This is a genomic window from Mesorhizobium sp. P160927 (genome assembly GCF_057766385.1).
Window position 1 is genome coordinate 1779837 of record NZ_JBYMDW010000001.1, and the last position, 21817, is coordinate 1801653.

The following is a 21817-nucleotide window of genomic DNA, read 5'->3' on the forward strand; positions in this document are numbered from 1 at the left end:
TGTGGCGGAAGGGTTTTGAGCCAACCGCCCTTTTGCCAGCGCCAGCACAAATGCAAGAGGTGAATATCGCATCGTAGCAGGATTGCTGAAACCGCAGGTTAGGGGAAGCCTCGGTGCCTCGGGGTTCTGCTTTCATAATAGCAGGAGGTCGGCTTCAAAGTAGAAGGAGGCCGACGCTGCAAGCCGTCCGTGTGCGTCTGAAAATCTGAGCTCATCGGGAATCCCGTGTTCATTTTGATGGCGAAGGAGCGCCTGGCGCGCCACGTGGCAGATGGTAAGTTCTTTCCACCGGACGGTCGATCCTGAAGGATGGTTCAAGCAAATTCTGGTAGAAGGGCGCGAACCGGTAATGAACGACCGCTGGGACCTGAGATCATGCACCGTGCCGAGCAGGTGATTTCCGCGATCCGGACGGCATACCTGGCGCGGACAGCAGCAGCTTGGACAGGATACGAACGACAATTCCTCATAGAGCTCGTGCGCGGCCTGGATGAAGCATCGTTTGCGTTCACGATGGCTCCCAATAGTGCCCAGCTGGTGCGAACGGATGCTGCCAGACACCTCATTCTCCTGGGGGCCGCTTCGGCACTGCGGCCATTTATGGAATGCCTGCAGGACGATCCTGGTGGAGTGCCATGGGAGCCGACGACCCCACACTTCAGCTCCGTTGCTGATCAACATCTCATCAACTGTGGCCGGCTTGCCGTCGTCCAGAGACTGGCAGCCATGGAGCGATACGGACTGGCTGAAGCAACATTCCTCTCGGACAATCATCTGGTACTGGAGATGGCGTCCGATGATGACGATATCGCGGAACGCAAAGCTGGCGCGTGGCTAGGTGCCTTGGCACGTCAGCGACTGTTGATGATCGCGGCTCGCATGGCGGCCCAGAAGGCTGAAGTGGCCGGCAGGATAGACCGCTACGCAAGCGTCCAGGATGGGTGGTTTCTGCGCTACGATCCCGATGAGGAAACAATGGTCTATCATCGCGATTTTGCGGAAATTCATAATGCCGGAACAGCGGAGGCAGACGCACTCCCGAGCAGTGCGCTCCTCGGAGGACGCCCATTCGCGGACTGGAACAGGGCCTCGATATCAGCGTATGGGCGTGTGCTCCATCACATCGCCTGCGCTACGCGATTGAAGGCCAGGACGACGGGCCTCGAACTTCGCAACCTGCTCACGGTGTTCGCCCGAAAAGATGACGTGGCGGCGGTCTGGCAGCAGTCCGGAGAGACCGCCGAAGGGGCGCAGCAGATCATTGCCGGCCTGTCGCTGAATGCGGACACGGCGGCTGGCTGTGAGCGTGATCACGAGCTGCCCTTGCCCTACTATGTCGACTTCGGTCGGCACTTCGTTCTGCTGCCAATGTTCGGTGGCGTGATGAATGCAAGTGCAGGTCTGACCTGGCATCTCCGTCGAACCTACCGTCGGGATTGGGACAGGGCCGTGGACGGACGCGAGCAGGTATTCAGAGAGAACCTCAGAGAGCTTTTTACACCACCACGATACGCAATTCCCGACCGAGGCTTCCGTATCAGACGAACAGACGGGACAGAATTAACCGACATTGACGCAGTGTTGATCGACAACACGACCGGCCGGCTCGGGTTGGTACAGCTGAAATGGCCCGACATCTACGGGCGGTCTCTCGCGGAGCGCAACAGCCGGCGAATGAATCTGCTCAAGGCCAACGAATGGGTGAGCCGCGTTTCCGAATGGATTGGCAGTCGATCTTCAGGAGCCGTTTCCACCGCCCTTGGCCTCGGTCCGTCGGGTTCGGCGGCACCTCCAGTTCTGCTTGTGCTCGCGCGGCACGCTGCGCGCTTCAGCGGAGAAATCGGCTATGATGAGCGTGCGCACTGGGAGAGCTGGCCACGACTGGTTCAGAGGTGCCTGACCGGCCGGGACCCGGACATTCTCCGGGTGCTGGCCCGAAGTCGCGGAGCCGCCAGGTCAAGGCGCCGAACGCCTTCCATCGATATCCATGAAATACCAGGGCTGACAGTTGAAGTGCGATCGTCCTAGAGTCCTGGCGAAACGTTTGACAAGTATGCTAGGGAACGTCCCATGGGTCGGCAAAACAGAGGACTGCCAAACCGGATTGAGCACCTTTTGAGAGAGGGCTTACTCATGGATTTCGCTCGGCTTTCCACGTTCAGTCCACCTCCCTGCACACCGACTGTATCGTCTCTGTGTGGCTCAAGCAGCCGGCATCCCGGGTATGCGCCCGGGCTGACACCTCGGCTGGCGGCTCACCGCAATCAAAGCCGGGCTGGTGGTATCGCTGTCGGCGATCTGACGGCTCAATTTCTACCCTGTGTCCGTGCCGGAGAGTGGCCATATCGTGGCTGGTGCGCTTGACTGACCCAATCGTCGCCCCATTCCGCGCCAGGGCGCGTATTCTTGCTCTCCTCGGAGATCAGCTGATCGGCACCGATCAGCTGGCGATCTTCGAGCTCGTCAAGAACGCCTACGACGCTGATGCCGGATCGGTCACTGTGACACTTGCAGGTGTAGACGGTGACGACCCGACGATCGACGTCATCGATACCGGTGACGGAATGGATATGGAGACGATCACGTCGATCTGGCTTGAACCCGCCAGCGATCACCGTGAGATTCAGCGGCTGGAGAAGCGGCGCACCAAGCTGTTTAACCGTCTGCCACTCGGTGAGAAGGGGGTTGGCCGGTTCGCGGTCCACAAGCTCGGGCACCGGATAGAATTGCTGACCCGGCCAAGAGGAGAGAATGTCGAACACCAAGTGTTGCTCGACTGGGATGAACTGACCAACGTCCGCTATCTCGATCAGACGAGTGTCACGGTCCACACGCGCGAGCCCGAATTCTTCACGGAGAAAAACGGTCGGAAGCCGCATGGCACTCTCATCTCGATCCGCAAGCTGCGAAATCGAGTGTGGCGGCGCGGCGAGGCCCGCCAGCTGTACCGATCGATCACGGCGATCAGTTCCCCCTTCGATTCTTCAGACGGCTTCTCGGCCGAACTGAGCATTCCGGAGCACCCTGAGTGGCTTGAGGGAATGCCCGATGTGCAGGCTCTCGTCGAGCTGGCACCATGGCATTTTGAGTTCACGTTCGACGGTACTTTGAACTGGTCGTATGAATTCAGATCACCGATCGGGCGCAGACTTGAGGGGCGGCGTCTTTCTGGCGAAAGCGATCCGCTGCTTCTCGAAAAGGAATCCGGCGACAGGTCGTCTCCAGTAGCGGATGTTCAGACGCTGGATGGAATAGGCCCGATCAGCGGCCAGCTTGTGGCCTATGACCGCGATCGCAAGATTCTGACCCTGCTTCCGCAGAACCTGCTGGTAAAGCAGTTCCTCGATCAGCAGGGCGGTGTTCGGGTCTATCGCGATGGTGTGCGCGTCTACAACTATGGTGAACCCGGTGACGACTGGCTGCATCTGGACCTGCGACGCGTCAATCGACCCTCTCAGCGCCTGAGCCGCAACATCGTCATTGGCGCTATCAACCTGAACCTTGAGACAAGCACCAGGCTCCGGGAAAAGACCAACCGTGAGGGCTTTGACGAAACCGAGACGTTCAAACGATTCCGGGGGATCGTGACTGCAGTCATCCACCGTTTCGAAGTGGAACGCGCACTCGACAAGGATCGCCTCAAACGTCTGCTTGAAGACGCTGCTGACAAAGATGAAATTCTGGTCGAGACGCCGCTGAGACGTCTCAGAGAGGCGGTAGCGGCGTCTGCCGACGCCAGAACGATACTTCCCTTGGTCGACCGCGTCGAAAAAGAGTACGTTGAGATGCGTGATATGCTTCTGCGCGCGGGCATGTCGGGTCTCAACCTGGCGATTGTCATTCACGAGGTTGAGAAGGGCGTCCGCTCGATCCACGAGGCCGTCCGCAGCAAGGCCTCGCCCGAACTCCTAGAGCAGCAGTCCCGTGGCCTGATGGGCCTTATCGAAAGCGTCGGTGGCCTGCTCAAGGAGAAGACGCGAGATGGCGTCGACATCCGTGAACTCGTTCAAAGCAATGCTGAGATCAATGTCCGGCGCTACAGACGGCACCAGGTGAAGGTCACCTATGATCTGCCGGAAGGGATGCCCAAGATCAGAATTCCGGGGTCATCGGCGCTGCTCCAGAATGTGCTCGTCAATCTAGTCGACAATGCCATCTACTGGCTCCGTGTCCGTTGGCCGGATCAGGGGCCGGACGAGCCGCAGGTAAGGCGGATCCACATCGCCTTGACGGACGATCTTCCCGGCGGTCCGGCCCTGATCGTCGCGGACAACGGCCCCGGATTTCAGGATCTGCCGGAGATTGTCACCAAGCCTTTCTTCACTCGACGCCCGGACGGCATGGGCCTCGGCCTTTACTATTCGTCGCTTGCTATGTCGCTGGCCAGTGGCTCGCTGCTCTTCCCCGAACGCGAGGATCTTGAGCTGCCCGACTGGGTAGATGGTGCGGTGGTCGCGATGCAGTTCGGGCAGGTGATCAAATGATCCATCCTCCCTCGGTGATCGCCGTCGACGACGACCTGCGGGAGCTCACCACGATCGTGAAGGCGCTGCGCCAACTTGATGTCGCCTGCCTGCCGGTCCTGGTCGAAGGAACAAAGGTCGACATTCGCACGCCGCTCAGCGGTGTGCGCTTGGTATTCTTCGACATCAACTACCTCAAGGCCGTGACCAACGATGTTGCGATGTACGAAGCTGCGGCCACCATCCTGTGCAAGGTCCTGGCGCCTGACAATGGGCCCTATGTACTGATCACCTGGAGCAGCAAGGCCGACAAGCATGATGGGCTTATGGCGCATTTCGCTGCCCATGTAGCGGAGATCCCACCGCCTGCTGTAACCGGCTTTCTGCAGAAGGAGAATTTCACACCTGACGGCGCCGCGAAGGACGGGGGTGCAAGCCTTCGCGAGCAAATCATGTCGGTAATAGCGGACCAGCCGCAGATCCGGGCGCTCATGCAATGGGAAATGTCGGCGCACCGTGCCGCGGGAGACGTGATCAGCTCGCTGCTGGACCTTTTCTCGCGCGAGGACAGATTCGCTGCACGATACGGGCCATCCCTCCACGCCATGCTGACGCATATAGCGCGCAGCGCCGTGGGGAGCGGCAACGTTGCAATGGATCGCCGCGCCGCGGTGAACGAGGCGCTGGTGCCGATTCTGTTTGATCGCCTGATGCACCAGCTGCCGGCCGATGGGGAGATCCAGCTGTGGACTGATGCGATCACGCTCGCACCAGACATACCGACAGCTGAGCCGGCACATGGCTCGCACCTCAATGCGCTAAGTCACATCGCCCGTGCCGGCTCAGGGCCGATGGATGCGGGCGATCGCGGTGTGGTCTTCATGTTGCCTGACGGTGCGGCCGAAAAGATGGCGGCGAGAACACAGCGGACGCTGCAGGATATCGCGGCGGATTTCCTCTCCAGCCAGTCGAAAGGGCAGAACAGACCTTCGCTCCCCGATATGGCTGAGGTCGCGCGGGAATGCCGCTGGGTATTCGTCGGCATGCGAGCCATCTGCGATCAGGCTCAATCCAAGGGTGTCATGCGACCGGTCGTGCTCGCACTCGAGGTGCCCGGGACATTGAAGGACAAGGGCCTGGGTCTTCGCTTCAACAATCATGGCGCGATCTCGACGACACCCTGCTTCGCGATACCTCCGCTGGGAGGTGGCGTGCCAGCAGATCGCCGCCTTATCATCGACTGGCACTGGACGACGTCGCTTTCTGATGCAGAAATGGTGGGAGCAACGGTTCTGTACCGTGTACGGGAGCCGCTCATGAGCCAGATCGCGTCACAGATGAGCGGCTATTCGGCGAGACCCGGCATCATAACGTTCGATTGACGCCAATCGCATGAGGCTCGGCCATTCCACAGCAGCTAGTCAAACAGCTTCAGCTGGCTGGCGTGTGTGAAATCCTTGTCGGCTCCCGGTTTGCCGGATGTTCGGAAGCGCTGCTGCCGGAACGCAGCGCGCGTTTCGATCAGCGCGAGAGCGAAGGCGGGCATTTTTCTGATGTCGTCTGCGTAGACTACGAGATGGCCCGACGCATTGCTGACCAGCCCGACGCCTGCCTTTTCCGCTCCCTGAACAAGCAGTTCGAGCTGCTGTGGTCTTGCGCAGAATACGACGAGCGGATGGGCCTCGTGGTGCGGTATCCCGAACGCCCCGCCGTTGCAGCTTGTGACGGGAATACACCGTGCTGCTGAGAGTGCCGCGACAGTAGAAGCGACACCGATGTCGAGGCCCATGAGCAGTCCGGTCTCATCGGTTGACTCCAGCTCGTCCTCAATAGACGCATAATCTTCGCCCGGTTCTTCACCGGACTCGATCTTGCGGATCATCGCGAGTTCGAGGGCATGTATCTGCCGCGCATCGGTCCACGACAGTCCGCGAAGATCACAATACTCGCGGTTGCAGCCCAGACCGCTGTCGGTCTCGACCTCAGCGCCGACAGGCCATCTGAGACCTTCAGCGGAAACCTTCCGCTCTGGTTGGACGTCGAACAGAACATGCTTGAACACTTTCCAATGATACGGCTCTTCGGCAACGACGGATAGTGTGCATCGCAGAGCGTTGGCGTTCCAGTTTTGTGATCACGACTGGGCCGATACACCTGGTCGCGAAACCTATGCCGTCAGCTACCGCTGATACGCAAGCGACCCTGGCGCAACCGGGGATGCCAACACGGCCGCTGACGCACCGTCGCAGTTTAACGTCAGCCAGAAAAACGATCACGCCTCATTTTCCCAGTTTCAGGCATCGGGACGAAGCCTAGCCTCGATTGACCGCTCGTAATCATTGGGAACAGGCTTCAACAGGGCTAGCGCATTGCCCGCATATTCGGTATCAGGTTGCAGGAACAGTAGGGGAACGGAACGTGGATATTCTGACCAGGGAACAACGTTCCAATGTCATGTCCAGGATCCGGGGGAAGAATACTGTGCCGGAAATGGTTGTTCGGCGCGCTGCGCACTCACTTGGGCTGCGGTTCCGGCTTCATCGCAAGGATCTCCCAGGTAGCCCTGACCTCGTGTTCCCCGGCCGACGGAAGGCCCTTTTCGTGCATGGATGCTTCTGGCACCGCCACAAGGGCTGTCGCCTTGCGTATACGCCTAAGTCGAATGCCAGTTTCTGGGAGGCGAAGTTCGGCAGCAACATCGTCCGTGATGCTCGAGTCATGGACGAACTGCGCGCTGCCGGGTGGGATCCCCTCATCATCTGGGAATGCGAAACCCGGCGGCCCGGGGAGGTTGTTTCCCGACTCAATGATCTCCTCATAATGGAAGCCGCTCAATGAGCAGCGCCATCCGTTCGGAAAAGATAAAGCGGATCGCCGGAGGTTCGAAGCCACGCGTTCTCGAGCTCTGCTCAGGTTGCGGCGGCATGTCGCTCGGGCTGCAGGCCGCCGGCTTCGAACTTGTTGCACATGTTGAAAACGATTCAGACGCTGCGCAGAGCTATGCGGTCAACTTTTCGCCTCCCGAAGGCACCAGCGCCAAAGGTTGGGCGGCTCCACGCGACATGGTCGAATGCGGTCCCGAAACCCTCGCCGGAGATCTCGGCCTTGGGGGCGCAGAACATGCATTTGACGTCCTGGCAGCAGGTCTCCCCTGCCAGGCGTTTGCGAGGATCGGGCGATCCAAGCTCCGTTCGGTGACTGGCGACGACGCGGCCTTTCGAAATGACGCAAGGGCGAAGCTCTATCAGCGATTCCTGCAGTACGTCGAAGTGGCTCAGCCTGTCATAATCCTGATCGAGAATGTTCCTGACATCCTGAATTTCGGTGGCCACAACATACCCGAGGAAATCAGCGAGACGCTTGACGCGCTTGGGTATTCAACAAGCTACACGCTCCTGAATGCGGCATTCTACGGGGTCCCTCAGTTGCGGGAGCGGCTGTTTCTCGTCGCGGTCGACAAGTCGCTCGGATATGTGCCCACATTCCCCAGCCCCACGCATTCAGTCGAACTGCCCTCGGGATATGAGGGCGCGCGAACGGTAGCCTTGAAGTACATCCCGGAGATCAATTCACACTTCCATCCAATCCCGGTCGCTTCGTCGGATCTTCCAGGTGCGGTGACGGTGAAGGCCGCTCTCTCGGATCTTCCATACATTTCAGAACACTACCGGGATCCGAAAGCGATGAAGCGCCGAAAGGTGCAGGATTCGTTGCCCTATCGGTCTTTCACCGGACTGTCCTCATATGCCCATCTGATGCGGGAATGGAAGGGCTTCAAGACCGGCGGAACAGTAGATGGCCATGTGGTGCGTCTGACACCACGCGATTTTCCCATCTTCCGCAGGATGCGAGCGGGCGCGGACTATCCCAGGGCCCTTCAGATTGCCGAAGAGATTTTTGGCGAAATGCTGGCATCTGAAAGCAGGCGGCCACGCAAGGGCAGCGCTCGATATGATGAAATCCGCGGCAACTGCGTTCCGCCCTACGATCCGGGCAAGTTCCCGAACAAGTGGTGGAAGCTTGAGCCCACATTGCCATCTCGCACCCTTACCGCGCACCTGGGCAAGGACTCCTATTCGCACATTCACTGGGACAGCAAGCAGCAACGCATGATCTCGGTCCGTGAAGCAGCGAGATTGCAATCCTTTCCCGACGGGTTTCGGTTCGCTGGGGCCATGAATGCATCCTTTCGTCAGATCGGGAACGCAGTGCCACCGTTGCTGGCGTACGCGGTGTCGGAGCACATCAAGACAGAACTGAGGATGGCGGCTGGGTCGTGGAAAAAACTGGAGGCAGCGAACAGGCACGCGGCGTGAGGACAAATCCCTGCGCCTGCCAAAGCCGATAAGCTGTTCAAGCCAGAAGCCGCGTCTCCCGGAATGAAATTCCCACAGTACATGCCGATCAGTGGCGGTCGCCTGAAACAATGGGAAAGCATCCGCAGCGCCGGTCGGGGTGGCAGATGATCCTGATTGGCGGGAGACGGGTTCTCCGGGGAGGGATGGAGGGGGTATAGTGAGTTGGAACCTGTAGAGATCGCACCGACTCCCGCGGCACTGCTGCAGTCGCTGCGCGGACTTGGCTATTCGCCTGAAACCGCCCTTGCCGACCTGATCGACAACAGCATCGCAGCCCAGGCGCAGACGATCGAGCTCAGCATCGACTGGAACGACGGTGAGATGCGCATCGGCGTGCTCGATGACGGCCGAGGAATGACGTCAGCCGACCTGGAATCCGCCATGCGTTTTGGCGGTAATGGTCCCGACGTCGAGAGGAAGCCTGACGACCTTGGCCGGTTTGGACTGGGCATGAAGACGGCATCGCTTTCGCAATGCCGGTGCCTGACGGTGCTCAGCCGTTGCGACGGCGAAACGAACAGCAGGACCTGGGATGTCGATGACGTGCTTCGCACCAGGCGCTGGACTGTTGGCGTCGGGTTGCTGCCACAGAAATTCGACCATCTGCCGGCCCTTGACAAGCGTCCTTCCGGCACGCTTGTCGTACTGGAACGAATGGATGAGATCGGCGGGCTGTTCGGGCTCGACAAGGGGCATTTTTTCGCGAAACTCCAGGATATTCGAAGTCACTTCGCGATGGTCTTTCACCGTTTTCTCAGCCTCGACGCCAGACGCATCCGTATCGTGGTGAACGGGCGTGATGTGGAAGGGTGGGATCCAATGCTTCGCACCCATCCCGCGACACAGCGGCTGGGAGCGGGGCGGGTCGGCGCCGGTGCGCAGGCCGTACATGTGGCACCATTTGTACTCCCCCACCGGGACCGTTTCGCCAACGACGGCGAATACGTCGCCGCAGGAGGTCCCGGCGGCTGGGCGGAACGGCAGGGCTTCTACATCTATCGGGCCAAGCGCCTGATCGTTGCGGGCAACTGGCTCGGTCTGGGATCTCTTCGGGAATGGACAAAGGAAGAGAGCAGCCGTCTTGCGCGCATTGCCGTCGACCTCCCTCAGAGGGTCGATTCCGCGTGGCGGATCGACATCAGAAAGGCGACTGCGCGACCGCCAGCGAATCTCCGTGCGCGACTGATCAACATTGGTTCAGCGTGCCGCGAGACCGCCAGGGAGGTATTTGCCTGGCGAGGCGGTCAGGTTCGCACCGGAAAGACCGCAATGGCCGTCTCACCTGTCTGGATGGAAGAATATCTTTCTGGAAAGCGGCGCTACCGGATCAACCGTGACAACCCTGTGATTGCCAGTCTTCTCCAGAGTGACACGGGGGCTGCCCGCCTGGCTCGATCAGCGTTCAGTCTCATCGAGAGATCCGTACCCGTCGAGCGCATCTGGCTGGACGTCTCCGAGAGCGCGGAGACTCCAGCGACGGCAGCCGACGTTGATGCCGCCCTGGTCGATGACCTCGTAACGGCGTTGCGAGCATCAGCATCCGACCGCGAGCCCGAGGAGGTGCTGGACTCGCTGCTGCGGACACTCCGCCTGGACGCCCCCGCACTCCGCGCGACCGTGCTTTCGAGATTCGGAGAGCCCTCATGAGCGGCGACCCCAGGCAAACGCTGATCAACATGGCTCGGCAACTCCTGACGTCCACGAACGAACAGCCTATCGAAAGGACGGCAATCCGGGAGACCATCGACCTCGTCAGTCCCATGGTCGCCAAACGGACCGCCCACACCTTCAGTGAGATCGAGCTGGAGGAAGCTGTAAAGGTTCTTGAGACAGCGTATGTGGTCCAGCAGGGTCCCGCAGTCGCGGTCATCGACAAGGACAACGTGCCAGCGGACTGGTACGTCGGCGAGCGCCGCAAACCTGGTCCGTTCATGACCCGCTACCTGCAGAAGCTTTCAGAGGCTGACTGGCCTATCCGTTCGGTCGATGAACTGCGCGACAGCACTGCCCGTGTGGTTGAACTGCTGGACGACCCGAAACGGGAGGGCCCCTGGAGCTGGCGGGGTCTTGTCGTCGGCGACGTCCAGTCCGGCAAGACGGCGCACTATGCTGGCGTGATCAACCGCGCGGTGGATGCGGGCTATCGCGTGGTCATCGTTCTCGCGGGGATGCACAATCTGCTGCGCCTCCAGACCCAGCAACGTCTGGAACTCGATTTCCTCGGCTATGATACAAAGCCGGAGCAGCTGGGCGCTGGCCAGATGAAGGCAGTCGGCGTAGGTCTCATCCCGCCAGCGCTGAATGTCGGCAGCCTTACGCTCGCTTCGCCTACCGGCGACTTCAATGTAGCCTTTGCACGTCAGGCCAACTTTGCTCCCCTCGATCAACCCTGCCTGTTCGTCGTCAAGAAGAATGCGACCATTCTGCGCAATCTCAACGGCTGGATCCGCAAGCTGCACGAAGATTTCCGAGCTGCGCCACTGCTGCTGATCGACGACGAAGCCGACCAGGCATCGATCGATACCAAGGACCAGCCAACGCTGCCAGACGGCAGCTTTGACGAAGACTACGACCCGACACGAATCAATGGCGAGATCCGCAAGCTGCTGCGTTCGTTTGCGCGTTCTGCCTACGTCGCCTATACCGCCACCCCTTTCGCCAACATTCTGATCCACGACGAGAGAACGGCTGACGAATACGGTGCAGACCTGTTTCCATCGACCTTCATCTTCTCTCTCACCCCACCTGACGACTATTTCGGTCCTGTGGCGGTCTTCGGATCCAACAGCGACGGCAACAATGTTGGTCTGCCGCTGATCCGGCATGTGAACCAGACGGCAGAGAACTGGATTCCCGAAGCCCACGACAGGTATCTTCGGCCACGCTTCGATGGCCGGGATGAGCTTCCGCCATCGCTGAAGGAAGCGATCCGGTCGTTCATGCTCGCATGCGCGGTCAGAGCGGCGCGAGGCAGGGAAGCCTCTCACAATTCGATGCTGATCCACGTGTCGCGATTCGTTGACGTTCATGACCAGGTCCATGCCCACGTCCTGCGCTATCTGGACGATATCCGTGCCCGTGTATCGGGCGGCGATGCTGAAACCCTGACCGAGCTTGAAGCACTCTGGTTGTCCGATTTTGTGCCGACCACGGCAGCGCTTGCCGGTACCGTCTTCGACAGGGGGACCATTCACCTCACCTGGTCGCAGGTGCGAGACAGGCTTGCCGATTCGAATGACAAGATCCAGGTCATCGTCGCGAATGGCCGGTCAAAGGCGAACCTGGACTACGACCGCTACAAGGACAGTGGCTTGTCCGTCATCGCAATTGGCGGCGACAAGCTGTCGCGTGGCCTGACTCTCGAAGGGCTCACGGTGAGCTACTTTCTTCGCATCACAAAGCAGTATGACAGCCTTCTGCAGATGGGGCGCTGGTTTGGCTACAGGCGCGGGTTCGCCGATATCTGCCGGCTCTACACCACGCCGGACATGGAGGACTGGTTCCGCCACGTCGCGACAGCCAGTCAGGAATTGCGGGCTGAACTCGTGCACATGAGATTGATGCTTCAGACACCGAAGGACTATGGCCTGCGCGTTCAGACGCACAGCGTGATGAGTGTGACGGCATCGAACAAGCAACGTCATGCCATCGAACGTCGAACTGGCTTCGCTGGCGAGGGCAAAATTCAGACCGTCATGTACACAGAGAAGAGCCGGCTCGAGCAGAATGCCGGAGCAACCGATACCTTCCTCGAGACGCTCGGCGTCGCCGAACGCTCGGTCAACCGACCCGGCGGCGACGGCACTGCCGCCGGACTCGTCTGGAGACAGGTGACGGGCGAGATGGTTGCTGCCTACCTCCGTACCATGAGCTTTCCGCCTGAGAACAAGGAAATCGAGGCGGTCCAGCTGGCGGCCTACGTCGAGGACCAGCTGCGACAGCCGCAGCCAGAGCTCACCCGCTGGATGGTATTCGTCCCCGCAGGCGACGGGCGCCTTGTCGATGTGGCGGGGAACAGGATCAAGAGTGTCATCAGACGCCCGCTGGCAGAGCGGCGCACAGCTGACCGCTACATCGTCAAGTCGATCCTGAACCCGCCCGATGAAGCACTCGATCTCTCTGATACTGAATTCGCAGCAGCACTCGACCGGACGAACGCTGCTCGCGCTGCAGTGGGAATGGCCCCGTCCAGCCGACCAGCCGGGCCGGACATCCGCTACATCCGTGGCCGCCGGCCTGAGTCAGGAATGCTCATCATATATCCACTCGATCCGGACGAGGACGGTGTCGTGGACACCGACGGTCCCGTCATTGGCCTGGTGGTCAGCTTTCCCGAAAGTGCAACGGCCAGTCGGCGGATCTATCTGGAAAACACCGTCCTTCAAAAGGAGCTGGCGCGGCGATGAGCGTGATGGCCGCCGATCTGGAACTGGTCTGGGCGAGGCTGGCTGCCGGGGGCACCCCAAAGCGCCAGTTTGTCAGCGTTCGCATCGATCCAGCCAGTCATCTCGATGTTCATGTCGCCCTGCGCGCGCTGGATACTGCACCATGCCTGCTCTTCGATCTGCCGGACCCATCCAGTGTCGGCGACGCTGAATTCGAAGTCGGAGGAATGCGCTTCTTTCGGGCGGCCGCTGCCGGTGGTCAATGCATGGTTCTCTCACTGGAAGAGCCAGCTCACCGCGAGCTCTTCGCAGCAGTGTGCGCCGACGTGCTCAGCTTTGCCGGCGCCGACACCGCTGCTGACGGGTTGAAGCTGGTGCTTGCCAGGCTCGATGCCTGGCGTCTCTTTCTACGCTCACTGGCAGGTGGCATGAGCCGCTCTGAGGTCATTGGGCTGATAGGCGAACTCTGTGTCATGAAGACGATCGTGGAGCGGCGGCCATCCCTTGTCGCGACGTGGCGCGCGCCGGATGACGCAGTCCATGATTTCGAGAATGCCGGGCAGGCGCTTGAAGTAAAGACAACCCTGGGAGCCGGATCGAGAGTACGAATTTCGACCCTTGACCAGCTGGATCAAGCAGGCCTGGATCAACTCTGTCTGCTCCACGTGCGCCTGTTCGAGACGCCGCTTGGAGAACGTGTGGACGATCTGATCGACGCCATTTCTTCACGCCTGGAAACTGAGGCTTCCAGGCGTGACTTCTCCAACGCACTGCTGCGGCGGGGTCTTCGGCCGGATGACACCGCTGCGAGATCCGGTCTGCGCACGGCTCTCCAGCAGATCACCGCCTATGCCGTGACCGAAGCCTTTCCGCGCCTGAACCGCTCGGACGTGCCAGCGGGGATCATCGAGGCGTCCTACGCAATTGAACTCGGGCCATTGCAGTCATTCGCCTCGCCCTGGTCGGATGGGTGTGCCACCTACTGCAACAGGAACAGCTGATGGACGATACTCTTCAGAATTTCGCACAGGCGCTCGCATCAGACGTTGAAGATGCGGTGTCCAGCCCGGACGCGCCGACACTGTTTTCTTCGGAAATGTTCACCCGGATGGTCCTCGAACGGCTCGAAGAGGTGGGCCAGCTGGAAGCTGCGTTCGACCTCAATCAGGAAGGCCATTTTGGGCGCGCGAGCTATCGAATCGATGGCTACACACTGGATGAGGAACGCGGCGTGCTCGAACTGTTCACCACACTGTACAGCGGCGACATACCCCCCGCCCGAATTTCAGCCGCCGATGCGACACGTGCCTTCGAGCGTGCCCTGCGCTTCGCGAGGGCGGCAATGGACGGTCTGGCGGACAAACTCGAGCCGTCCAACACCGATGCCAGCGATCTCGCGCGGCAAATCGAACGCGCCGCTACCAGGATTACCTCGATACGCCTGATTCTCCTGACGGATGGTATCCTGGCGTCGGCGCTGCCGAAGGACGGCGAATGGGCGGGAAGGCCCATTGAGCACGACGCCTTCGACATCGTTCGACTGCATCGCATTCTTGGTGAGGGCGAAACACGATCCGACATATCCGTGGATCTGCGCCAGCTTGCGGGCAGAGCTCTGCCCTGTCTGCACGTCCACGCCGAGGGTGGTGGCTACGAAGCCTATCTCACGGTCATTCCAGGCGAAGTTCTGTCGCGCATCTATCATCGCTATGGCGTCAAGCTGCTCGAGCTGAACGTTCGCGCATTTCTCGGAATCCAGGGGCGCAGGAGTGTAAATGCCGAACTGCGAAAGACGATCGCTGATCAACCGTCCATGTTCCTCGCTTTCAACAATGGCATCGTCGCGACTGTCGATGACATCGTGCTGGAAAAGGATGCTGCCGGTCGTGAACTCATCAGCGAGCTTCGCGGGCTGCAGATCGTCAACGGAGGGCAGACGACTGCTTCCCTTCACCGCGCACGCGTCAAGGAGAGCATAAAACTTACCGACGTCGAAGTGCCCGTGAAGATCATCCACGTAACCGATGGCGATCTGAGTTCGATGGTCGGATCCGTTTCCCGCGCCGCGAACCGTCAGAACACGATCCAGCCCGCCGACTTCTCGGCGAACGACCCTTTCCATCAGGAAGTCGAAACGCTCGCGAACAATGCTTGGCTGGAGAGCGGCAATGGCCGCTGGTTCTACGAACGCGCGCGCGGCTCATACCTGGCGGCAGAACAGAAGGCATCCTATCGGAAGACGGATCAGCAGAACTTCCGCGCACAGACTCCCAAGTCCCGGCGCCTGAGCAAGCTCGATCTTGCCAGATACCTGAACGCCTGGGGTGGTCTGCCCTACAGGGTCTGTCTCGGAGGGCAGAAGAATTTTCAGTATTTCATGCAGCGGATGAAAGATCAGCCACCTCCACCTCCAGATGCGGCCTGGTTCCGGCGTCTGGTCGCAATCGCGATCCTCTACCGCGCAGCCGAACGGGTGCTGCGGATGATGAAGTTTCCGGCCTACCGCGCGCAGATCGTCGCCTACATCGTTGCCAGCATATCTCAGCGGGCAGGTGGGCGGGTCGATTTCGAATCGATCTGGCGGAACCAGGCTATTTCGACCGAGATGGAGGATCTCATTCGCAACTGGGCGCCCGAGGTCGATGTGTTGCTGCGAACGACCGCGGGGCAACGCAATCCAGGCGAATGGTTCAAGAAGGAGGACTGCTGGACGGCAATGCGAAACAGTCTGCCCGAACTTGCCGACCCTCTGCCCCCTGAACTGGCCAATGCAGCCGCCTCGGTCGACGGCGATGCCAGACCCTTGACGCTCTCAGTCGAGGATTTCGAGCGAATTCGGCAGTGCACGGAGGTCGACAGTTCCGCGTGGCTGGAGGCCGCTGAAATTGGCCAGCGGACCAAGGTTCTGCACTGGAAACTGGCGGGCATCTGCAGAACGATGGCAGGCTATGCAGCAGGTGGGTGGGAGAAGAAGCCCTCGGTCAAGCAGGCGCGTTTCGCTCTCGAAGCCCTTTCGACCGTCCGGCAGGCTGGTGTGCTTCCGTCTGCCAGCGCCGAGGAGGCGACGGTTGAGGCGAACTGAGCTCAAGTTGAAGTCAGCCAGGCAGAACGGCAAACGCCGATGACAGGGATGCGTGGCAAAGGCATGAACCGGCGAAGAGGGGTGCCGTCGGATCGTTCGCTGCGGAAGCGTGCGAGCCGGGGGACGCTTCCTGAGAAGCTTCCACTTGTCCATGTAACGGCTGTCTGGACGGCAAATGAGATCGTCAAGAGCGGCAAGTTTCAGACAAGTGCCTGCGGTGTCTTCAAACGTGACCTTTTGTATTTCTTCGTTCTCAGGCCGGCATATCGGGCAAAGGACGGCGGTACGAAATCACACCAGATCAATCGCTTTCCCGTGGTCTTCGTCGTTTCGCCGGAAGCCGTCCCCAATCCCCATCATGTCTATCCGTTTGACACAGGTGGCGCCGTCAATGGCGCTTTTGCTCGACAGGCGGATCCCTTCATTCCCCTCGAAGACTACGAGCTGGAACCAACCCATGCCGCTGGCGCAGGACATGTCGGATGGGCGTTCGGGACGGCACAGGCCTACTTCGACGGCCAGCTCCGCGCCGATCTGCTCGACGGTGTACCCGAGTTTGAAACGATCACTCGGGGCTACAATGACATTGCACGGATGGGCCGGGCAGGCAGCAATCAGCATGACAAGCGTGCGTCGGCGATCGAGATCGCTGCGAACCATGACGTCGACGTGAAAGGCAATGTGCTGCTTGCCATTCTCCCCAAGCAGTACCTTGAAACACCTTCGGGTCCGAATGCGGGCTTCATCAAGCTCCTGGAGGACCATGGTATCGATACGCGTGTCTATGACTGGCAGCCCAACACAATGCCGGACGAGTTTCAGGACGAGATCGCGGCAATCACGCGATCGTGGCTGAAGGACATGGGTTATCTATGACCGAAGAGGATCAGGGCCCGGAGGAGCTTCTGCTCGCGGGCTATGTGCCGCTCACCGAGCACGGTTTCGCGCTTCCCTGTTACGCGACCGGGCCGCTGCCGAACGCGTGGTATACTGCCGTCTGCTCTGTCAACGGTGATCATGCTGGAAAGATCACCGGCTTCGAGATCTTCGAAACGGATGTCGTCGAGTTGTTACCGGCAGGGCTGCAGCGAACGGTGCGGCGGGGAGATTCCTGGAAAGACGTCTTTCTCTGGTCAGGCGGCGCGCATGCTGGAACACCAGGTGAAATCCTCGTCGCACTCAAACCGGACATCCCGGATCTTGTTGATCAGGCGCCCATATCCCTGCTCGACCTTGCTCTGTCGGCAGAAGGCTTCGATACGCGCGCGATTGTCCGCTCGGCCTTCTCATACGTTGATGAGCGGTATGGGCGAGACAAAGCCTCAACCTGGCTTCGAGACACCCTCATACGACAGCAGATAGTGCTGGAGACACGTCGCCAGATCCTTGCAGCCAATCTGTCGAAGGAGCCTCCGACGAGCGTGCGCGAAATCGATGTCGAAGAGTCGCACGACGGCAATTTTCGCATCGTGCTGCCTGAGGCGATCTCGACGGCTCTGGCGCGAGCGGGGCGCCTCCATGCGCTGGCTGAGAACTACAGGCAGTTGGCTGACCAAATAGGCGTAAGCCTCGATGACTTTAGTTTTGAGGAAGCCGACGTTGAACCGGCAGCCGTGCAACCACAGACAGCCGGCGATGGCCGCAAGCCCGAACAGCATTTCGCCGGCTCGGTGAACATCCTGATCATCGTTTCTGGACCACGAGCCCGGAGCATTGCCAGACACCTTTCATCACCAGACTGGGCGCCGGTATGGAAGCTCGACGATGTCGAGTTTCCATACTACCTTGTACGTCGGCTGAGCGAATCCCGTGGTGGTCCACAGTCCGTCTCCAGCGAGCAGCCGGTGATCGACGTCATTGAAGAACAATCTTCAATCCCTGATTTTCGACACTATGGGGTGGTGATCTGGCTTGTGGACGACAAAGCTCTTTCGAAGGGCCGTTTCTCAAAACCGCAAGACGTGATTTTGGCGCAGTTCAGCCAGAACTGGGCTGGCATCTTTCTGATCGCTCCAGCGCTGCCTTCCCTGGAACCGTCTCGCACACTTGTTGGCGGCGGCCGCGAACCGCTGTCTGACATACCTTTCCGATGTCTGATTGATACCGCCGCCGCACGCTCGCCGTTCTGGTCCGGCAATCCGCGACGGTCGATTGACCGGCGGATCGCCGACATTGTTACGGGCGCAGCAGTGCTCTGTGCAGGAAACGATCTGCTTCTACCCTATCTGAACAGCGAAACCCCTCGCTACGAGCCAGTTGTCCTGTCCTTCACGTTGAAAACGCATGAAGGACGGCAGTTGCCGCTGGGAATGGCCTCCGAAGTCACAGCAGCAGGCCTGGGTGGCCTGGATGACGATGATGAGACGCTCTTCAGGTTCCACTTCGGAGTTCGTTCAGAAGCCAGACCAAGTCTGCAGCTGGGAGAAGGCGTCGGGGAGATCCGCCGCCACAGGCTTAACTTTGACCGATTCGCAGGTGCGGTTGTCGCGGACATCGAGAACGCGCCAATACCCGAACTTGACGACCGACTCCGGCACTCTGTCGTGCCTGCCTCGATGGCGCAGACTCTTCGGCACCCCGACCTGGCTGCAGCCTTCCAATTTGGGAAATCGTCGGCTCCGTTTGGCGTCGTGGTTACCGCCGAGGCTCCAACGGTCCGGTTGCTGCGGGCGGCCGCACAATCTGGCTGGGCCGCCGTGCGTTATACCGAACGAGAGTCGCTGCGTGGCCTGTTTGGCATGCAGGACTGGGTGCTGTGGCCTTTTCTGCCCCAGGAAATCGGGCTTCCAACCCTGCAGCGTCGAGCACGCAATCGTGGCCTGGCTACGCGTGGTATCGACCCACGGGACGTCGTCCGGATTCCGCTGGATCGATTCGCGACCTGGAGGTCCTCTGCCGGCGATTCGCCGCTCCTTGCCGAGGCACGCCGATATCGTGCCTCCATCGTGGAAAACGGTCTGGTCGCCGAAATGGTTGTTCCAGCTGCGGCGTTGAGCGCTGCAACGCGCAAGGGCGACAGGGCGGCCATGGCTCTTGCTGGCCTTGTTACCCAACGTCGCTCATCAGCACATCAGGCGGCAAAACGGATCAGTGACCTTCGCACAGCCTGGTCAACACCGCGGGACGGAGCCAGACGCTTCGTGATGGAGGACGGCCTGCTGCCAGTATCTTTGGCTGAACTTGCGGTCGACGAAGTACCCGCCCAACGTCTGTTCATAATCGACGGTGACGGGTCGGTACCTGCATTTTTCACGTCCCGACTTTTCAGCGTCTGGGCGCGGGCGACGCTCTCAAGGTCGACAAGCTGGTCGTCCCGCTTCTCGATCACCAGGACATTCGAGACTGTCCCAGTGCCGCCAGTGTTCATGATACTGCATCAGGAGGCCGACAGCCCGTCACAGCTCCGGCTGGCGCCCAATGCCGGACCGATCGACGATATGGTTGAAATGCTTGACCGAGACCCGCGGATCCTCGGCGATCGCGTGCGGTCACTGCGAAACCAGGAATACGATGGGTCCTGGGTCGGACACCCACTGATTGCCGAACTGGATGCGGCTCTCCTGTCGACAGTCGGCCTCTCAGGTGACGCGTCTGATCTGGACATTCTGGAACGGCTGCTTGAGATGAACCTGAAGGGGTGACCCCGTGCTCAGACCATCGAGAACGATACCGATCCTGTCGCATTGACTGGCCCCAGATTCAGTGAGCCTGAAGAGGGAAGAGATGGTCTTGGCCATCTCTCGCCCGCGAGTGCCGCCTGCGCAGAGCGAGGCCGCCCGCTCGCAAGGCGGTATATAAATATCGCCTTCTGAACTGAACTGATCCGATCCGCCCCGCTCGACGCGCAGCCCAGCTCCGCTCGCCGGCATTCGCCCCCCTCTCTGCCGCGCGCTCACGCGCCCCCGGAAGGCATGCCGAGGGGCATGCCTTCGGCATGTAACTGGAAAGGACCAGAACCATGACGACCATTGAAACGAGTGCGAAGACCGCAACTGCCAGCGAAAGCGGCACAGAGGTTTTCATTCCACTGAACAAGTTGAAGAAGTCGCCCCGCAATGCGCGCAAAACCCCGCACAGCGAGGCGATCATCGAAGCCTACGCGGCCAGCATCGCGGCCAAGGGCATCTTTCAAAACCTTGTGGTGGAACCGGAGCTTGACGGAGAGGGGACGGAAACCGGCTTCTATCTCGTCAGCATCGGGGAAGGCCGCAGGCTGGCGCAGCTTTTGCGCGTGAAGCGCAAGCAGATCAAGAAGACCGAACCGATCCGCTGCGTCATCGACACCGTAAACGATGCGCACGAGATCAGCCTTGACGAGAACATCACCCGCGAGGATATGCACCCCGCAGATCAGTTCGAGGCGTTCCGTGAGCTTCACGAGGAACGCGGATGGGGTGCGGAGGAAATCGCCGCCCGCTTCGGCATTACCGCGCATGTCGTGCGGCAGCGCCTGCGGCTCGGCGCGGTCAGCCCCAGGCTGATACAGGTCTACCGCGATGGCGACCTGAGCCTCGACCAGTTGATGGCGTTTGCCATCACTGACGATCACGCCCGGCAGGAACAGGTTTTCGAAAACCTCTCCTACAATCGCGAGCCCTACATCATTCGCCGCGAACTGACGCGGGCGCATGTCGCGGCGAACGATCGCCGCGCCCTCTTCATAGGCGCGGAAGCCTACATGGAGGCGGGCGGTGCCATCCTGCGCGATCTGTTCAGCGAGGATCGTGGTGGGTTCTACGAGGATGCCGCACTGCTCGACCGCCTGGTGATCGAGAAGCTGCAGGGCATCTCGGAAACCGCCAGGCAGGCCGAAGGCTGGAAATGGGCAGATGTCCATATCGACTTCCCGCACGCAAACGGCTTGCGACGCACCTACCCGCAACCGGTGGATTTGTCAGAGGAAGACAAAGCTGCCTTCGCAATGGCATCCGACGAGTTCAACCGACTCACGGAAGAATGGGATAGCGCTGAGGAACTGCCGGACGATGTCCATCAGCGTTTTGGCAGGCTTGAAGCGGAGATCGAGCGCATCGACGCCCTGCGTCACGCCTTCGATCCCGATGTTGTTGCGCGTGGTGGCGTGTTCGTTGTCCTTGCCCATGACGGAACGGCCCGCATCGAACGTGGCTTCATCCGCGCCGAGGATGAGCAGGCGGGACCGGAAGCGGAAACGCGGTCAGACGGCGAGGACTACGCCGTCAACGATGATGGCGAGATCATCGAAGACGGCAGCGGTTCGGATTCCGATGGGGGCAGCGACGAAGAAGCGGAGGACGACGGCAAGCCGTTGTCGGACCTTCTCATTCGCGACTTGACCGCTTATCGGACGCTTGGGCTTCGCCTTGCGCTTGGCGAACAGCCGGACATCGCCCTTGTCGCGGTGACCCATACGCTTGCCGCGCAGACCTTCTATCAGGGTGCGGAAAACGCATTCCCCGATCTTTGCCCTCCCTCACATCTTCTCATTTCGGCCATCGTCCGTTTCGCGCGTCCCGGCAGGCCAGGATGACAGCAAAACCGAATGGAGAT

Annotated in this window: 12 protein-coding genes and 1 pseudogene; 12 read left to right on the top strand and 1 reads right to left on the bottom strand. The window is 60.2% G+C overall.

What is annotated here, in order from left to right; genetic code table 11:
* Positions 1-375 precede the first annotated feature (375 nt).
* The 3 genes from AC3CB8_RS08720 (at position 376) to AC3CB8_RS08730 (ending at position 5845) form a co-directional block, all read left to right on the top strand.
* Positions 376-2028, top strand: a complete 1653-nt coding sequence (locus tag AC3CB8_RS08720; protein WP_352485897.1) for a hypothetical protein — start codon at positions 376-378, stop codon at positions 2026-2028.
* Between the two features lie 332 nt (positions 2029-2360).
* Entirely contained in the window at positions 2361-4484 is a 2124-nt protein-coding gene (locus AC3CB8_RS08725; RefSeq protein WP_352485896.1) for an ATP-binding protein, read from the top strand.
* The gene (locus tag AC3CB8_RS08730; protein WP_352726674.1) at positions 4481-5845 is read left to right on the top strand and encodes a hypothetical protein; all 1365 of its coding nucleotides are present in this window, start codon (positions 4481-4483) and stop codon (positions 5843-5845) included. The genes AC3CB8_RS08725 and AC3CB8_RS08730 overlap by 4 nt, the downstream gene beginning before the upstream one ends.
* Before the next feature lie 35 nt (positions 5846-5880).
* On the opposite strand, the gene AC3CB8_RS08735 is transcribed toward AC3CB8_RS08730, so the two are convergent.
* A complete protein-coding gene (locus AC3CB8_RS08735; protein ID WP_352726672.1) occupies positions 5881-6525 on the bottom strand; it encodes a hypothetical protein in 645 nt (214 codons plus the stop codon).
* 356 nt (positions 6526-6881) lie between these two features.
* On the opposite strand from AC3CB8_RS08735, the gene AC3CB8_RS08740 reads away from it, so the two are divergent.
* The 9 genes and pseudogenes from AC3CB8_RS08740 to AC3CB8_RS08780 form a co-directional block, all read left to right on the top strand.
* Positions 6882-7301 carry a very short patch repair endonuclease gene (locus AC3CB8_RS08740; protein WP_352485893.1) on the top strand — a complete coding sequence of 140 codons (420 nt, stop codon included), beginning with the start codon at positions 6882-6884 and terminating at the stop codon, positions 7299-7301.
* Positions 7298-8779 (top strand): DNA cytosine methyltransferase, encoded by a 1482-nt coding sequence (locus tag AC3CB8_RS08745; protein ID WP_352485892.1) that lies wholly within the window; start codon positions 7298-7300, stop codon positions 8777-8779. The genes AC3CB8_RS08740 and AC3CB8_RS08745 overlap by 4 nt, the downstream gene beginning before the upstream one ends.
* 204 nt (positions 8780-8983) lie before the next feature.
* Positions 8984-10468 carry an ATP-binding protein gene (locus tag AC3CB8_RS08750; protein ID WP_352485891.1) on the top strand — a complete coding sequence of 495 codons (1485 nt, stop codon included), beginning with the start codon at positions 8984-8986 and terminating at the stop codon, positions 10466-10468.
* Positions 10465-13227, top strand: coding sequence for a Z1 domain-containing protein (locus tag AC3CB8_RS08755; RefSeq protein ID WP_352726668.1), 2763 nt, complete (start codon positions 10465-10467; stop codon positions 13225-13227). Before AC3CB8_RS08750 ends, AC3CB8_RS08755 begins: the two co-directional genes overlap by 4 nt.
* On the top strand, positions 13224-14207 hold the full coding sequence (locus AC3CB8_RS08760; protein WP_352485889.1) for a PD-(D/E)XK motif protein: 984 nt from the start codon (positions 13224-13226) through the stop codon (positions 14205-14207). Before AC3CB8_RS08755 ends, AC3CB8_RS08760 begins: the two co-directional genes overlap by 4 nt.
* The gene (locus AC3CB8_RS08765; protein WP_352485888.1) at positions 14207-16288 is read left to right on the top strand and encodes an AIPR family protein; all 2082 of its coding nucleotides are present in this window, start codon (positions 14207-14209) and stop codon (positions 16286-16288) included. The genes AC3CB8_RS08760 and AC3CB8_RS08765 overlap by 1 nt, the downstream gene beginning before the upstream one ends.
* Positions 16289-16327: 39 nt before the next feature.
* Complete coding sequence (locus tag AC3CB8_RS08770; RefSeq protein WP_352726665.1) at positions 16328-17164, top strand: hypothetical protein; 837 nt, start codon at positions 16328-16330, stop codon at positions 17162-17164.
* Complete coding sequence (locus tag AC3CB8_RS08775; RefSeq protein WP_352726663.1) at positions 17161-19929, top strand: hypothetical protein; 2769 nt, start codon at positions 17161-17163, stop codon at positions 19927-19929. The genes AC3CB8_RS08770 and AC3CB8_RS08775 overlap by 4 nt, the downstream gene beginning before the upstream one ends.
* Before the next feature lie 317 nt (positions 19930-20246).
* A pseudogene (locus AC3CB8_RS08780) lies at positions 20247-21752 on the top strand (ParB/RepB/Spo0J family partition protein); the annotation flags it as partial.
* Positions 21753-21817: the final 65 nt, after the last annotated feature.

What these genes read in the sequence shown, in the direction of transcription:
- AC3CB8_RS08720 (WP_352485897.1), top strand. Translation starts at nt 376, where the DNA reads ATGCACCGTGCCGAGCAGGTGATTTCCGCGATCCGGACGGCATACCTG.
- AC3CB8_RS08730 (WP_352726674.1), top strand. Translation starts at nt 4,481, where the DNA reads ATGATCCATCCTCCCTCGGTGATCGCCGTCGACGACGACCTGCGGGAG.
- AC3CB8_RS08745 (WP_352485892.1), top strand. Translation starts at nt 7,298, where the DNA reads ATGAGCAGCGCCATCCGTTCGGAAAAGATAAAGCGGATCGCCGGAGGT.
- AC3CB8_RS08755 (WP_352726668.1), top strand. Translation starts at nt 10,465, where the DNA reads ATGAGCGGCGACCCCAGGCAAACGCTGATCAACATGGCTCGGCAACTC.
- AC3CB8_RS08760 (WP_352485889.1), top strand. Translation starts at nt 13,224, where the DNA reads ATGAGCGTGATGGCCGCCGATCTGGAACTGGTCTGGGCGAGGCTGGCT.
- AC3CB8_RS08765 (WP_352485888.1), top strand. Translation starts at nt 14,207, where the DNA reads ATGGACGATACTCTTCAGAATTTCGCACAGGCGCTCGCATCAGACGTT.
- AC3CB8_RS08770 (WP_352726665.1), top strand. Translation starts at nt 16,328, where the DNA reads ATGACAGGGATGCGTGGCAAAGGCATGAACCGGCGAAGAGGGGTGCCG.
- AC3CB8_RS08775 (WP_352726663.1), top strand. Translation starts at nt 17,161, where the DNA reads ATGACCGAAGAGGATCAGGGCCCGGAGGAGCTTCTGCTCGCGGGCTAT.